The organism is Parabacteroides caeci, from assembly GCF_023656795.1.
GTDB classification, from domain to species: domain Bacteria; phylum Bacteroidota; class Bacteroidia; order Bacteroidales; family Tannerellaceae; genus Parabacteroides; species Parabacteroides segnis.
Genome location: NZ_JAMOKT010000001.1, coordinates 220722 through 235254, shown reverse-complemented (window position 1 = coordinate 235254; position 14533 = coordinate 220722). Strand labels below are relative to the sequence as shown.

The following is a 14533-nucleotide window of genomic DNA, read 5'->3' as shown; positions in this document are numbered from 1 at the left end:
AAATTAATATACCAGTTTTACATTATCAATCCAGAACGTATTGCCGGGAGAACCGATATAGGCGCCTCCATGGCTGGAAGTAAACTGTAAAACCATGTGTGTAGGTTCGTCTCCTTCCTCTGCCCAGCCGATCTCCTTTACCGGGACACTATTGCCCTGGCTGTTCGTTGCATAACGTTCCTCAACCTGTATGCACATATATGGTTTGTAATCCGCATGGTCGGATATATTGCCATACATAATCGGATAAGTAGCGTCGTTCACCCAACCATCTGTCGATGAGACATAACGTTGAACCATCGTTCCTACCCTTTTAGCATATATATTACCTTCCTTATCTTCCCAGCGTTTCTGCAAAAACAAAATCGCTGCGATAGAATCCTGCCCGGCCACTTTCGACTTACGGCTGAATCCTGTACTGCGGATACGGTCTTTTTCGGGTGCTGCCTTTACCTTATAATCGAAACGGATTGCCGTCGGTTTCTTTGTAAAAGGGACACCGCTGTTCAGCATAGCCTGGGGATTCTTTGTCCCTTTGATCGGTTCATGAACCGAACCCAGGAAGACAGAACCGGCCGCAACCACTTCGATGTCGACCAGGCCAAAAACCTTTACACTTTCCATACATGTTTCCAGGCGGGCACACCAGCCATCTCCTCTCTTTTCCGGAAATACAGATGTATTCGTCTTCACTACTCCGGCCACTTTCGCCATCACATTGGAATTTGCCCACGGAGAACCTCCCCGGTTGTGATAAGCGGTATTGCCGACAATCGTATCCGTCGGTCCCACCTCATAGAGATGCTTCTTATTTCCACCTATAATTCCAGACTCCTGGATTTCACGGACAACCCATTGATCCATATCACCAAACGCAAAAGGCACAACCTTCTCCTGTCCGGCGATAGTCGATAACTGACTGCCCGCAAACAAAAATAACAATATATTCTTTATATAATTCATAAGCTTTGCTTAAAAGTTGAAAGAATATCATAAAGAATATCCCCACTCCTTGAGAGCCATTCCCCAGTTCTCTTCAACGATCTGTATCGTACGGTCGTCGTATCTGTACTGGTTCTTTTTATATCCCTTCTTCTTTCCCAGATATTTCTCTATCTCGGCTTTAGACGATTCAAATCCCGGCAGGTTTAATTTGCGATAAATATCTTCGGTCATCGCAAAAGCATCCTGTTCGAAATCTTCGAATTTTACTTCTATCAGGTTCCCTTCAGGAATAAGCCCTTTCTGCTCTTCAAATTTGTAGAACAAGCGGCGATATACTTCAATAAGATTGCTTTCAATCTGTTCATTAGTGATATCTTGCAAACGAAGCGGTTGTATCGTATTTGTAAAGAAACTGCGTGTACTCTCAAATACGGTATAAGGATTACGCTTCAAATAAATGAATTTGGCATTCGGAAACATTTCCAACAACGTTTTCACACGTCCGGTATGCGGCGGGTTCTTACTCAGGAATTGTGAGCCATGTGTATTCCAAAGCGATATTTTAACAAGTTTCAGGAAGGTTTCCTTAAACACTTTCAATTCGTGCTCGGTCGTATTGTCGAACAACAGATACCGGTCGCAATATTCCAGCATGTGTTTCGGGAAAAACCAAAAATTATAATAAGTATACGGCATCATGTTTGCCAAAGCAAACTCTTCTTCCTGCGGAAGGTCGACCTTCAGTTCCATGTTGTCGGTCGGACGTTTGTCGGGCATCAGGAATGACATATTCTTCTTAAAGAAAGGTTGTCCCCAAAGCATCAAATTCGGGAACACCGTCTGATACGTGGTGTTGTATCCGAAATGCTTGTCGCACGAAAATACATTGTGTACGAATGTCGTACCGCTACGCCAATGGCCCAGTATGAACACCGGGTCCATCTCCAACGGCTTATCCGCTATTTTACGATAACGGGCATCTTCTAAAGGTTGCAGTAAACTAAGCAGGCGGCATACCGATTTTGTCAGATAATACTTGTTTCGAAAACCTTTGTCGATCGTTTTATCGGCTGTCACAGCCTTGAACGTTTTCCAGTCCGCTCCCACCAATGTATTGATTGGTAGCTTATCGAATTCCATCAACCCCATAAATTTTATTGTTTTTCAGTTATACATTTCACAGGAACACCCTGGCGTCCTAATTCTTCACATACCGTACGAATCGCCTCGTAATGTTCTTCGCCTATTCCGAGTTCCGGCAGGTTCAATACAGCCAGAGCATCCTCTGTCACCATATCTTTGGCATCCACCCGGTCGATAATCATTCCGACAGCCGACGTGTTGTTGGTAATCGGATCGATCAGGATAAAGGCTCCCGTCTGTTTATTCTTCTGATAAGGGTCAAAAAACAGTTCTTTTCCAGTCGTAAAGACAACACGGGCGATCTCATTCAGTTTCATCGGCAGGCTATCGGCTGTCAACTGTCCGTTCTCTACCGACAACTGCTCCATTGTATTGACATTCACCTTATAACGGATACTGTCCACACGGGCACGTGTCAGATTAGTTGTATGCTTGATATAGAACTGTTTGGACATATCCATCGGTTCTTCATCCATCCAGACCAACATCGATTCGAAGTTACGGTCTTCCATCGGCAGATTATCCGGATGTACCAGCATTTCGCCACGGGAAACGTCGATTTCGTCTTCCAGGGTAATGGTAACGCACTGGGGAGGGAAAGCATAATCCAATTCGCCATCGTAAGTAACGATACTTTTCACTTTCGATGTTTTGCATGAAGGCAAAGCCATCACCGTATCTCCTTTACGGATGATACCGCTGGATACCTTACCGCAGAAGCCGCGGAAGTCCAGGTTCGGACGCAATACATATTGTACCGGATAACGAAAATCTTCGAAATTACGATCCTGATCGATTGGCACTGTTTCCAGGAAATCTAACAGAGACGGTCCCTCATACCAGGGAGTACGATCGCTCTTATCCACCACATTATCACCATCCAAAGCCGAAAGCGGGATATAAGTGATATCCGGAATATTCAAGGATTTCACGAACGCCTTATAATCAGCGACAATCTTATCGAATATTTGTTTGTCGAAGTCGACCAGGTCCATTTTATTCACAGCCAGTACCACATGTTTGATACCCAGCAAAGAAACCAGATAAGTGTGGCGGCGGGTCTGTGTAATTACACCGGTACGGGCATCCACCAGGATAATAGCCAGGTTGGCAGTCGAACCGCCGGTTATCATGTTACGGGTATATTGTTCATGTCCCGGAGTATCGGCGATGATAAATTTGCGGTTGTTCGTACTGAAGTAACGATAAGCCACGTCTATCGTAATACCTTGTTCACGTTCGGCCTTCAAGCCGTCAAGCAATAAGGCATAATCGATATGGTCGCCGGCATTTCCCATACGTTTACTGTCACGTTCAAGGGCATCCAGCTGGTCTTCATATATCTTTTTACTGTCGAACAACAGACGTCCGATTAAGGTCGATTTACCGTCATCTACCGAACCTGCCGTCAGGAAACGAAGCAAATCTTTCTGTTCGTCCCTGTCCAGAAATTCTTTTATATTTAATGTTGCCATAATTTAATTGAAAATGGAGAATTGAAAATTGAAAATTAGAAATAACCCTCTCGTTTCTTCTGTTCCATGCTGGCATCCTGGTCAAAGTCGATTACACGAGTGGTACGTTCGCTTTTGGTGGTTGTCATCATCTCTTCCACGATCTTTTCGATTGTATCGGCATCGCTGTCTACCGCTCCGGTCAAAGGCCAGCAGCCGAGTGTACGGAAACGGACCATACGCATTTTGATTTGGTCGCGATACTGTTCCGGCAAACGGTCGTCGTCAGCCATAATCAGATTACCGTCGAGTTCAACGATAGGGCGTTCCTTGGCATAGTATAAAGGAACGATTGGAATATTCTCCAGGCGGATATACTGCCAGATATCCAGTTCAGTCCAGTTGGATAACGGAAAGACACGGATACTTTCACCTTTATGGACACGGGCATTGTAAATGTCCCATAATTCCGGACGCTGGTTCTTCGGGTCCCATTGATGGAACTTGTCGCGGAACGAATAAATACGTTCTTTGGCACGACTCTTTTCCTCGTCACGGCGGGCACCACCGAAAGCGGCATCAAACTTGTATTTGTCGAGGGCATGCAACAATGCCTGTGTTTTCATCAGGTCGGTATGTACCTTACTTCCATGCGTAAAAGGTCCTACACCGGCATGAAATGCTTCCATATTTGATTCAACGATCAGGTTCCATCCGAACTTTTTTGCATATTCATCACGAAACTGAACCATTTCCTTAAACTTCCATTTGGAATCAATATGCATCAAAGGAAACGGCACTTTTCCCGGAGCAAAGGCTTTTTCTGCCAACCGGACCATCACCGATGAGTCTTTACCGATAGAATAAAGCATCACAGGATTTTCAAATTCAGCAGCAACCTCCCGTATGATATGGATAGATTCTGCTTCCAGCTCCTGTAGATGGCTTAATTTGTAATCTGACATAGTTTATATTTGTTATATTTATTGTTTCAATGTTTATCAAAATTGAACTATCCTGTCATCAACCTCACTTGACTATTACAGGTCTATTTACCGTCTGCTTTAGCTGACGGACTAGTAAAGAATCTATCTCTTTGGACTTTAGTCCCATTTCTTAAAGCTTTCTATCTGAGAAAAATGTGGCTAAAGCCAAAAAAAGAACCTGCTTATAAACCGTCAGCTAAAGCAGACGGCAAATGAACCTGTAACAGATGAGTCACTTTGACAGTTGGATAGCTCAATTTTTTCTATACTTTCACTTTAGGCAATATCAATTCCAATAATTTATTTACCGACTCTTCGAGGCTCAACACCGAGGTATCCAACGACAAAGCCGGATGCTCCGGTGCTTCGAATGGGGCCGAAACACCTGTAAAATCTTTAATCTCTCCCTTGCGGGCTTTTGCATACAATCCTTTTACGTCGCGTCGCTCACATTCTTCGATCGGCGTATTCACATAAATTTCCAGGAAATTATCTTTTCCGATAATCGTAGAAGCCATCTCCCTTAACTCATTGTTCGGACTGATAAAAGCCGCTATAGTTATAACACCAGTGTCAATAAATAGTTTGCTTACTTCCGCGATACGACGGATATTCTCCACCCGGTCTTCCGCAGAAAATCCCAAATTGTTATTGATACCGCTACGGATATTGTCGCCATCCAGAATACGGCATAACAAACCGCGCTTATGCAACTCACGCTCCAAAGCAATGGCAATCGTACTTTTACCGGAACCGCTCAGCCCGGTAAACCATACCATCACACTACGTTGTTTCAAAAGCGCCTCTTTATCCTCTCTTCCCAACATACGGTCGAAAATAGGATATATATTATTCGGCTGTGTATTATTCATTTTATTTCTTATTGCCTTTTATATTAAAATTCCCAGATCATCGGTATCACGAACACGGAAATCAAAAACGTAATCAGGTTCAACGGCAATCCCACACGGACAAAATCCGTAAACTTATAACTACCGATACCTTGTACGATCAGATTTGTCTGATAACCGATCGGAGAACTGAAACTGGCCGACGCCGCCATACAAATCACCACAAAGAATGGCGTCGGGTTTACTCCCAACTGTGTAGCGACCGACAACGCTATCGGAAAACTCAAGGCAGCCGCCGCATTGTTCGTTATCAGTTCGGTAAAAATATTTGTTATGATAAAAATGATGGCAAGCAGAGCATACGGTCCGAGATTGTCGGCCATACTGATAATATAGCTGGCTACCAAGGCTGCAAAGCCTGAATTTTCCATCGCCTTACTGATAGCAAACGCACAAGCGATTGTAATCAGAATATCCCAGGATATATATTTGGTATATTTCTTCGGTGGAAATATCTTCGTCCAAGCCATAATAATAGTAGTGATGCAAACGAAAAAGAACATATCCAGACGCATACCCGGAATGGCTTCTTTCACGGCCGGCAATTCGCCGACTGTAGCCCCTACAATCATAAAGATAAGTAACCCCAGTGCCAGCCAACGTTTCTTTTTCGATACCGGTTCAGTATTTTCATTACCATTGGCAAGCATCAGGAAGACACTCGATTCTCCCCAAGTCGGAATAAACGAATCATCGGCCCAAAGCACCAAGGTATCACCTTCATGCAAAGTAACCTTGTCCAGATCATGGGTGAAACGTTCTCCCCCACTTTTCACTTCCTTTACGATAGCACCATAATGGCGGGCAAAATTAAACTCTCCCAAAGTCTTATTGATACCGGGAAAACGAGAACCCAACACAGCTTCCACCCGATGCAGGTTTCCCTGACTCTCTTCTTCCCCTTCATCCACATAATTATCCTGACGGGAATCGGGCAATAACTTATTGGAGAATGCAAACAGATACAGGATACCGGCTATGGCAATAAAAATGCCGACTTTTCCGAGTTCAAACATAGTGAACCCCTCGTAGCCGGCTTCAATAACCATACCATGAACAACCAGGTTGGTGGAGGTTCCGATCAGCGTACAAATACCGCCTAATATGGTTACGTAAGAAAGTGGTATAAGAAATTTGGTAGCCGGAAGTTTTACCGACTCAGCCCACCGTTTGATGATCGGGGCAAAAATAACTACTACCGGAGTATTATTAAGAAAGGCTGAAATAAATGCAATGGGAGGTAACATCCGGACCTGGGCCTTTAAAACGGTAGTTTTTCCTTCCGGAAGCAGTTTCTTGATAACTTGCCCGAGCGCCCCGCTCTGCCGGATTCCTTCACTCACAAGAAAGAGCATGCCGACGGTTATCATACCTTTGTTACTGAATCCCTCCAACATTTCTTTTGGAGACAATATTCCTACGACCAGGAATAATACTACAACAGTCAGTAATACCATTCCCGGTCGCATCCTATCCCATATCAATGCCGCAACCATTCCGGCCAGGGCTAGCAATACAAATAATATTTCGAAGTTCATCGCGTTCCTAATCTGTCTAAATTTCTCAGATAAGGTGCAAATGTAATAAGAAAATTAACGTTATTCGTACGCAAAAACCCTATTTTAATCCTTTTGACCAAAATAATCAGCAAATGGAAGAAAGAGGTTTGACGATAAACCAAGGGTTATGCAAATCCTTCTTATTGTATTTCAACGGAGTTCGGCCATCTATGTGGAATACGTCACATCCGGACCCTCTTGCGATAGCATGACCGGCAGCAGTGTCCCATTCCATTGTCGGTGCAAAACGGGGATAAATATCTGCACTTCCTTCTGCCACCAGACAGATTTTCAGGCTACTACCACTACTGATCAAGGTAACAGGCTGTCCTTGTTTCCGCAGATTCTCTATAAAATCGGTCGTCTCCGGACTCTGATGCGAACGGGAAGCGACAACGACAATACCCTGATGTCCCATAGATACAGGCAGTCGCGTAGCCTTTTGCATAATCTCATCCATAGAAGGTTGCAGGTCACAATCTGCAATCAACTTATAAGCTCCTACAGAGTCGGCCGAGAAATAGAGTTCTTTCCGCACCGGCACATAAATAACTCCCAATACAGGGACTCCCTTTTGAATCAAAGCGATATTTACAGTAAACTCACCGTTCTTTTTAATAAACTCCTTGGTTCCGTCCAACGGATCAACCAGCCAGAAAGTTTCCCAGGCAGCCCGTTCAGCATGCGGAATATCCTTCCCTTCCTCGCTCAATATCGGATACGGGGTCACGGAAAGGACATTCATTATCAGCTTATGAGCAGCTTTGTCTGCTTTCGTCAGCGGAGAATTATCAGCTTTGCGTTCAATTTCAAAATCAGATGCAGGATCTGTATAAATATCCATGATAGCTTTACCGGCATCTATCGCTGCCCGGATAGCAATGTAAAGATAGTTCGAATAGTTCATCATCACTCATATCTATTAGGTTGTGAATATACAAATATACTATTTTTTTCGAACAAAACGCAGCTGAAGTGATTTATTTCAAGCGGTCTTACCTATTAAGACATAAATGGCGTCTTTTTGACCTGATGCAAAACTCCTTTTTATGTATCCAATCTGATTAAATTATACTTCTGACTACCGATACCGATTGCTTCTGCATGTTCAAGTGTATGAATGCCGTGGCGCGACTCCATCCGTTCGATCAAGTGACTGCGTCCTTCGTCAGGTGAACTATACACCATGTCCACACAGGCTTTATCCAACGCTACCGGATCCAGTGAGGCCAGGATACCGATATCTGCCATTTGAGGATCTTCCGGATGCGAATCGCAATCGCAATCCACCGATAAATTATTCATCACACTGATATAAAGTATTTTATCACCACAATGATCTACTACCGCTTTAGCCGCTTCAGCCATCGATTCCAGAAAAATATCCTGTTCAGGCAATTGTCCCCACATCTCTCCCGCATTCCTGGTTTTACCGGCTGAGTGTATCCACGCCTTTCCGGAAGCCGAAGCAATACCGATAGATATATTCTTTATCGCTCCGCCGAAGCCGCCCATGGCATGTCCCTTGAAATGGGATAGAACAACCGTAAAATCATAATTGGTGTAATGGGAACCTACAATATCCTCTGTTAGATGCTTTCCCCCTTTCACTGGCAGACTGATCTCCCCTTCCGAGTCCATGATATCGACATCTGCAATAGCTGTAAAACCATGATCTGCCGCTGCTTTCAGGTGGGCTTCCGTATTAGAACGTCCGCCGGCATAAGCAGTATTACATTCAATGATAGTACCGTTTACTTTCCGCACCAGATCGCTGATAAGTGCCGGTTGCAGGAAATTATGCCCGCCGGGTTCTCCCGTACTCAGTTTCACGGCAACTTTACCTGAGGCTGAACGCCCGAGTGCTTCATAGATCCGCAGCAAACTAGCCGGAGAAATATCTGTTAACATATAAACTGCCGCTGCTTCACCTGACGGATTATTTGTTGTTCCTCCATTTTCTCCGGGTTCTTCTCCCTGCCCGTTATTGGTGGAACATGCAGCTAACGGAACCAAATTGGATGCCAATAAAACACCTCCGGCTGCTACCGATGCTTTAATAAAACCACGCCTTGTAATCTGTGATACCTTCTTTTTTTCACCCATAATCTATACATTTTTATTCTGTTACAAATATATTCGGATGTAACCTATTATATTGTATACACATTACGGATAAATATACCCGGATTACAGTTTTTCGATCAAGTTCAAATCAAACAAAGCAGATGAACTGGAAACAAAGAGAATTTGTCGTTTTTTATTAGCTTTGTCAAAAATATTTATAAAATGCCTGTTATACCGACACATAAAGTAATCCAACAATCCGATTTCGGGATATTCCTGAAAGAAATATCCCCTGTTCTTTCCCAGGAAACGATTGTGCATGCCCATCGGGATGATTATTATATATTTGGTATGGTGGATAGTGGGAACTGCCGCATCAATATCGACTTTAAAGAGTATCTGTTATCAGGAGGCAAAATGATGTGCATCCAGCCGGGACAAATTCATCATGTTGTAAAATCAAGCGACATAGAAGCATTTCTCCTTTTTGTAGATAGTGTATTTGTAGCCCCATCGGATAAGCATATCATCGCCGAATACGCATTGTCTCCCATTCCTTTTCAGGTAAACGACATGCAACAATCTGAATTAAAGCAAATTTTCAATATCATTGCCCGCAGGATAGGTAATCCAGAAAATGAGGATTCAAAGCGCATCATACAAAATCTAGCATGTGCTTCCATAGGAATAATTACGGAAGCTGTACGAAATACCATCCGGCAACAACCTAAAAACAGAAGGCATATTGAAATTACTTTAGCATTCAAAGAGCTTTTGGCAAAAGAGCATCCTATAAATAAATCTCCATCCCACTATGCGTCCTTATTGCACATTTCTTCTGTCTATTTGAACGAGGTTATCAAAAACATAACAGGAGAAAGCACTAGCAAATACATTCAAAACGAGCTCATATTGAGGGCAAAACGAATGTTAGTCCATACCACTTTGAATATACAGGAGATAGCTCTTGACCTGGGATTTGACGATTATGCCTATTTCTCCCGCTTGTTCACGAAAATAACCGGGATGAATCCTACTTCCTACAGAAAAAAATACCTTGAATAGTACAATATTTACCTCGCGTTGTCTATTCTCCCGCTTTTCTATAAGTCGTTATTTTGTATCAAAAAAACGATGAACAGAAAAAGAATTATTTATCTTACGGATTTAGTATTAGTGCCTCTCTTTCTTCTTACTTTATATACAGGCATCATGCTGCATATTGCAAGTCATGGCAGCAATCATGATATCTGGCATAACTGGGCGATATTCCACGTTATTATCAGCTTGCTATTTAGCGTATTCGGGATTATGCATGTCAAACATCATTGGGGATGGTACAAGGGATTAAAAACAAAAGGCATCAAAGGTAAAAATAAGGTCGTCTTATTATTATCTTTCACCTTTATCCTTGTTATTATAACAGGAATATTGTTATTATGTATAGAAGGTGCAAATTCTTCAACCGGGCTATTACATTATAAAGCAGGTCTTATGGCTGGAGTTTTAGGAGTTCTGCATATCGTGAAACGATGGCGCTTTCTAATTATCAAGAAAAAAGTTTCCTGATTGGTGCCAGTATTTCATGTTATGACGGATTAAATCCGAAAAGAAATAAATCCATATAAACAAATATCAGATATGAAGAGTTTTATATTAACTACCGCTTTACTATTGACAAGCGTGATAGCAATGGCACAAGTTACAAGGAGTGATCAACTTTCAAAAAAAACAGACATGAATACAAACGATAAGACTCCCTCGGAAAAGAAATTCGAAAAGCCGGACGACGTAACACTACGTTCAAAACTCACAGCAGAACAGTATGCAGTAACACAACAGAATGCAACGGAACGGGCATTCAAGAATGAATACTGGAACGAAAACCGGGAAGGCATCTACGTAGATATCACCACCGGCGAGCCATTATTCATTTCGACGGATAAATTCGACTCCGGCTGTGGATGGCCCAGCTTTTCAAAGCCGATAGATAAAAGTTTGATTATGGAAAAAACAGATAAGTCTCATGGCATGAACCGGACGGAGGTACGCAGCAAAACTGGAGACGCACACCTGGGACATGTGTTCAATGACGGCCCTATCGCCAAAGGAGGATTACGTTATTGTATCAACAGTGCCTCCCTGAAATTTATACCAAAGGCAAAGATGAAAGAGGAAGGATATGCCGATTATATACCACTGCTCGAAAAGAAATAAAACGAATTATATCATTAATAATTAAATAATACAGTATATTCGCAAAAGAATAAAATCAAGTAAATATGGAAAAAGCGAATATCACGCTATACACAGTCATTGGCGACCCCGGCCGCATCGTAACAGCCATCCGGGAGCATTTTAAAGAAATGACAAAAGAGTTCACACCGGAAAACGGAAATATCCTCCTGACCCTTGCAGACGATTCAACGATCTCCTTCAATATCAATCACCGGCAGGACAAGCCTGACTTCATCGCCTCCCATACAGCCGGGATGGCAAACTATTTTTCTTCAGCAGAGACTCCGCTGGTCGAACTGAAGGAGAACGTTTTACAGCAAATCCGCGTATTCAACTGCGTGACTGGCATCACTTTCGACATCGACGACAATGAAGACCGCACCAGCTATATCATCAACGGCCTTTTCGCCATTGCGAACGATGTAAACGGCTTCCTGCTCTATCCCAGCATGCAGATATATACCCAGGAAGGCAAATTGCTATTCTCTATCAAAGGCGAAAGCCAGTTGACAGAATTTATCCCGGTTGCCAATGCCGACCTGCTGGACGGAAACCGCCCCCAAGAATCACCTGCCGATATGAAAAGACGCCTGCGCTCAAACGCCCTGCTCAAAGCAAGAAACATTCCTTATATGGAGCAACTGCCCTGTGAAGTCCTGGAAAGCGAAGTGCAGATGAGAAGCCGTGAAGAAATGGTGGAACGGGCAGCCGCCTTGTTTGCTGTTGCCGTCTATTCGGAAGTCATCCTCTCGGAAGATGCGGACCGCGAAAAAGCCCTCTTCTATTTCAACAAGATGAACGATTTGTATGGCGTCAAATCTTACCTTACGAAAAAAGAAACAGCCTATATCAATGACCCCAAACCCGAACGGCAAACCTGTATCCAGTTCGTATGGCGTTATGAATGCTGCGCCGTGCTGCTTTGGGCGGCAGGTGTTGTCGACGACCTCTCCCATCCGTCCGAGATTGTCGATGTGCCCGTCCTGGCTGCTATTTTCTGGCAACATAAAGGATTGCAGGACATATTGTCCAAAGGCTATTCGCGTCCGGAAAAGGAAATACTGGATGAAGCAGACCTTACATTGCGTTACGACTGGGCCTGTGTGGATGCACGCATTCATGGGCAAAAAGCTCCGACCGGAATCGACGGCGGAATCGTGATAGAACGCCATTATGCCTTTAACTGGATTATCGGAGCGAATAACGGTGCCGATTGGGATCACATACAGCCGAATACATAATTCGGCTGCTCTATCAATCAAACTCCTATATGTTATGAATAAAATTAAAACAGGATTAGCCGCCTACGGAATGTCAGGACAGGTATTTCATGCCCCGTTTATCAGCACGAATCCGCATTTCGAACTGACGGCTATCACCGAACGAAGCAAAAACCTGGCCTGCGAACGGTATCCGCAAACCCGCATCGTCCGCAGCTTCGACGAATTGCTGGAAGTGGATGGCCTGGAACTGGTCGTAGTCAACACTCCCGACAGTTCCCATTATGAATATGCCCGTCGCGCACTTGAAGCCGGAAAACATGTCATTGTAGAAAAACCTTTCACCCAAACGGTAGAGGAAGCCAATGAACTGGTCGCCCTCGCCGCCGGAAAAGGATTGACATTGAGTGTTTATCAGAACCGCCGCTGGGACAGCGATTTCCTGACCGTTAAGGAAATACTCGCTAAAAACCTGCTCGGACGCCTGGTCGAGTTCGAATTGACCTTCCCCCGTTTCCGCAATTTCATCAAGCAGGGCACCTGGAAAGAAACAGGCGAAGCCGGCGGAGGCATGACTTACAATCTGGGAGCACATGTAATAGACCAGGCCGTGCAACTGTTCGGTATGCCGCAGGCCATCTTTGCCGACATCGCCACCTTGCGCGATAACGGAATGGTAGACGATTATTTCATCATCCATCTCCTGAAACCCTCCAAAGCCCCTGAGGTAAGAATCACCCTGAAAGCCAGCTACCTGATGTGCGAGCGTGAGCCGCGTTTCACCTTGCACGGCACGAAAGGCTCTTTCGTCAAATACGGCCTCGACCGCCAGGAAGAGGACCTGACAAACGGCTTGATGCCCGACTCCCCTCATTGGGGTGAAGAGGATTCCTCCATCTGGGGTCTCCTGCATACCGAAAAGAATACTATAAATGTACGCGAACGATATCCGAGCCTCTCGGGCAATTACGGTGCTTTCTACGAAAACATTTACCAGCATGTCCGTAACGGAGCCGCTTTAGAAAGCGATGCCCGCGAAGTGGTAGACGTTATCCGCCTGATTGAAGCGGCCTGGGAAAGCAGCCGGACAAAATCAGTTCAGAACTTATAACCCAATCCGATAAGCAAACGGGAGAAACAAATATTGCGCTATTCTTTGATGATTTTATTCTTCTTCCGGTACTCAGTCGTACTCAATCCGGTGGCATTTTTGAAAAAGCGGCTGAAGGTGGCCTGGTCTTCAAAACCCAGCATCAGGGCAATCTCTTTGGAGCTTTTGGATGAATAGAGCAGCAGGCGCTCCGCCTCTGCTTGCACCCGGTTGTGGATTACGCGGATGGCCGAAGGTTGTTGGTAGGTAGACAGCAGGTTAGCCAGCGTCTTGGGCGACTTATTCAGCATATCGGCATATTCCTGCACCTGTTTCTTTTCTTTGAAATGGGTATCGACCAGGACATAGAACTTGCGAATCGTCTCAAACTGCATCCCGTTTTCCTTCCTTACGCCCTGCCTGTTTTCTGCGATACGCGTACATAATATAATAAAGCGTTTCAACAGCACGCGGAGCATTTCGTCCTGCAAATGGTCGCGGCTTTCAAATTCTTCACGCATAATCCCGGTCAGCGTCGCGATTTTCCGCCGCTCCTCACCGGACAAATCAAAGATAACGACATGCGAGGAACCGTGAAACAGCAACCCGTTGCACGAAACCTCATGGTCGTTGCCGTAAATACAATAAAAATTACTGTTGAACAACAAAGACAGATACTCGCCGTCCACCCGTACAAAGTCCACATGGTGCAGATGGGACAAGGTGAGCAACTGACCTTCTTTCAATACGACCGGTTGGTGGTCGACATCCAGTTCCAGTTGACCGGACAAAACCCATATAAACTTATACAAGGTTTTATCCTTCAGCAAAGCCTTGTTTTCATGTAAGGAGTCTGATAAAATGACTTTTCCTTTAATCTTTGTGTTCTCAAATAATAAATCTATCGTATTCATATGCTT

13 protein-coding genes and 1 pseudogene are annotated in these 14533 nt (G+C 44.2%); 5 read left to right on the top strand and 9 right to left on the bottom strand.

Annotated features, from left to right (window positions below):
- Positions 1–3 precede the first annotated feature (3 nt).
- The 8 genes from NBH15_RS00960 to NBH15_RS00925 form a co-directional block, all read right to left on the bottom strand.
- Positions 4–963: a PCMD domain-containing protein gene (locus tag NBH15_RS00960; RefSeq protein ID WP_250821786.1), complete on the bottom strand. Its 960-nt coding sequence runs from the start codon at positions 961–963 to the stop codon at positions 4–6.
- A gap of 27 nt (positions 964–990) precedes the next feature.
- Positions 991–2094, bottom strand: a complete 1104-nt coding sequence (locus NBH15_RS00955; protein WP_250821785.1) for a cholesterol-responsive sulfotransferase — start codon at positions 2092–2094, stop codon at positions 991–993.
- 5 nt (positions 2095–2099) lie between these two features.
- Positions 2100–3563 (bottom strand): sulfate adenylyltransferase subunit CysN, encoded by a 1464-nt coding sequence (gene cysN / locus NBH15_RS00950; protein WP_250821784.1) that lies wholly within the window; start codon positions 3561–3563, stop codon positions 2100–2102.
- Between the two features lie 35 nt (positions 3564–3598).
- Positions 3599–4507: a sulfate adenylyltransferase subunit CysD gene (gene cysD, locus NBH15_RS00945; protein WP_007656947.1), complete on the bottom strand. Its 909-nt coding sequence runs from the start codon at positions 4505–4507 to the stop codon at positions 3599–3601.
- Between the two features lie 284 nt (positions 4508–4791).
- Positions 4792–5400 carry an adenylyl-sulfate kinase gene (gene cysC, locus NBH15_RS00940; RefSeq protein WP_007656948.1) on the bottom strand — a complete coding sequence of 203 codons (609 nt, stop codon included), beginning with the start codon at positions 5398–5400 and terminating at the stop codon, positions 4792–4794.
- Positions 5401–5423: 23 nt separating this feature from the next.
- The gene (locus NBH15_RS00935) at positions 5424–6977 is read right to left on the bottom strand and encodes an SLC13 family permease (RefSeq protein ID WP_250821783.1); all 1554 of its coding nucleotides are present in this window, start codon (positions 6975–6977) and stop codon (positions 5424–5426) included.
- Between the two features lie 106 nt (positions 6978–7083).
- Entirely contained in the window at positions 7084–7908 is an 825-nt protein-coding gene (gene cysQ / locus NBH15_RS00930; RefSeq protein ID WP_250821782.1) for a 3'(2'),5'-bisphosphate nucleotidase CysQ, read from the bottom strand.
- A 137-nt stretch (positions 7909–8045) separates the two neighbouring features.
- A complete protein-coding gene (locus tag NBH15_RS00925) occupies positions 8046–9104 on the bottom strand; it encodes a DUF362 domain-containing protein (protein ID WP_250821781.1) in 1059 nt (352 codons plus the stop codon).
- A 183-nt stretch (positions 9105–9287) separates the two neighbouring features.
- Here NBH15_RS00925 and NBH15_RS00920 point away from each other — a divergent pair, with 183 nt between their 5' ends.
- The 5 genes and pseudogenes from NBH15_RS00920 to NBH15_RS00900 all read left to right on the top strand — a co-directional run bounded on the left by NBH15_RS00920 (position 9288) and on the right by NBH15_RS00900 (position 13634).
- On the top strand, positions 9288–10130 hold the full coding sequence (locus tag NBH15_RS00920; RefSeq protein WP_250821780.1) for a helix-turn-helix domain-containing protein: 843 nt from the start codon (positions 9288–9290) through the stop codon (positions 10128–10130).
- A gap of 69 nt (positions 10131–10199) precedes the next feature.
- The gene (locus tag NBH15_RS00915) at positions 10200–10634 is read left to right on the top strand and encodes a DUF4405 domain-containing protein (protein WP_250821779.1); all 435 of its coding nucleotides are present in this window, start codon (positions 10200–10202) and stop codon (positions 10632–10634) included.
- A gap of 189 nt (positions 10635–10823) precedes the next feature.
- Positions 10824–11282 (top strand): annotated as a pseudogene (msrB, locus tag NBH15_RS00910) (peptide-methionine (R)-S-oxide reductase MsrB); the annotation flags it as partial.
- 65 nt (positions 11283–11347) lie between these two features.
- Positions 11348–12544 carry a DUF4272 domain-containing protein gene (locus NBH15_RS00905; RefSeq protein WP_250821778.1) on the top strand — a complete coding sequence of 399 codons (1197 nt, stop codon included), beginning with the start codon at positions 11348–11350 and terminating at the stop codon, positions 12542–12544.
- 34 nt (positions 12545–12578) lie between these two features.
- Positions 12579–13634, top strand: coding sequence for a Gfo/Idh/MocA family oxidoreductase (locus NBH15_RS00900; protein WP_250821777.1), 1056 nt, complete (start codon positions 12579–12581; stop codon positions 13632–13634).
- 38 nt (positions 13635–13672) lie between these two features.
- Here the strand turns inward: NBH15_RS00900 and NBH15_RS00895 are convergent, their stop codons facing one another.
- Entirely contained in the window at positions 13673–14527 is an 855-nt protein-coding gene (locus tag NBH15_RS00895) for an AraC family transcriptional regulator (RefSeq protein ID WP_007656956.1), read from the bottom strand.
- Between the last annotated feature and the right edge of the window lie 6 nt (positions 14528–14533).

Bases quoted from the DNA above. Each gene is read 5' to 3' on its own strand.
- NBH15_RS00960 (WP_250821786.1), bottom strand. From the start codon at position 963: ATGAATTATATAAAGAATATATTGTTATTTTTGTTTGCGGGCAGTCAG.
- NBH15_RS00955 (WP_250821785.1), bottom strand. From the start codon at position 2,094: ATGGGGTTGATGGAATTCGATAAGCTACCAATCAATACATTGGTGGGA.
- cysN (WP_250821784.1), bottom strand. From the start codon at position 3,563: ATGGCAACATTAAATATAAAAGAATTTCTGGACAGGGACGAACAGAAA.
- cysD (WP_007656947.1), bottom strand. From the start codon at position 4,507: ATGTCAGATTACAAATTAAGCCATCTACAGGAGCTGGAAGCAGAATCT.
- cysC (WP_007656948.1), bottom strand. From the start codon at position 5,400: ATGAATAATACACAGCCGAATAATATATATCCTATTTTCGACCGTATG.
- NBH15_RS00935 (WP_250821783.1), bottom strand. From the start codon at position 6,977: ATGAACTTCGAAATATTATTTGTATTGCTAGCCCTGGCCGGAATGGTT.
- cysQ (WP_250821782.1), bottom strand. From the start codon at position 7,908: ATGATGAACTATTCGAACTATCTTTACATTGCTATCCGGGCAGCGATA.
- NBH15_RS00925 (WP_250821781.1), bottom strand. From the start codon at position 9,104: ATGGGTGAAAAAAAGAAGGTATCACAGATTACAAGGCGTGGTTTTATT.
- NBH15_RS00920 (WP_250821780.1), top strand. From the start codon at position 9,288: ATGCCTGTTATACCGACACATAAAGTAATCCAACAATCCGATTTCGGG.
- NBH15_RS00915 (WP_250821779.1), top strand. From the start codon at position 10,200: ATGAACAGAAAAAGAATTATTTATCTTACGGATTTAGTATTAGTGCCT.
- NBH15_RS00905 (WP_250821778.1), top strand. From the start codon at position 11,348: ATGGAAAAAGCGAATATCACGCTATACACAGTCATTGGCGACCCCGGC.
- NBH15_RS00900 (WP_250821777.1), top strand. From the start codon at position 12,579: ATGAATAAAATTAAAACAGGATTAGCCGCCTACGGAATGTCAGGACAG.
- NBH15_RS00895 (WP_007656956.1), bottom strand. From the start codon at position 14,527: ATGAATACGATAGATTTATTATTTGAGAACACAAAGATTAAAGGAAAA.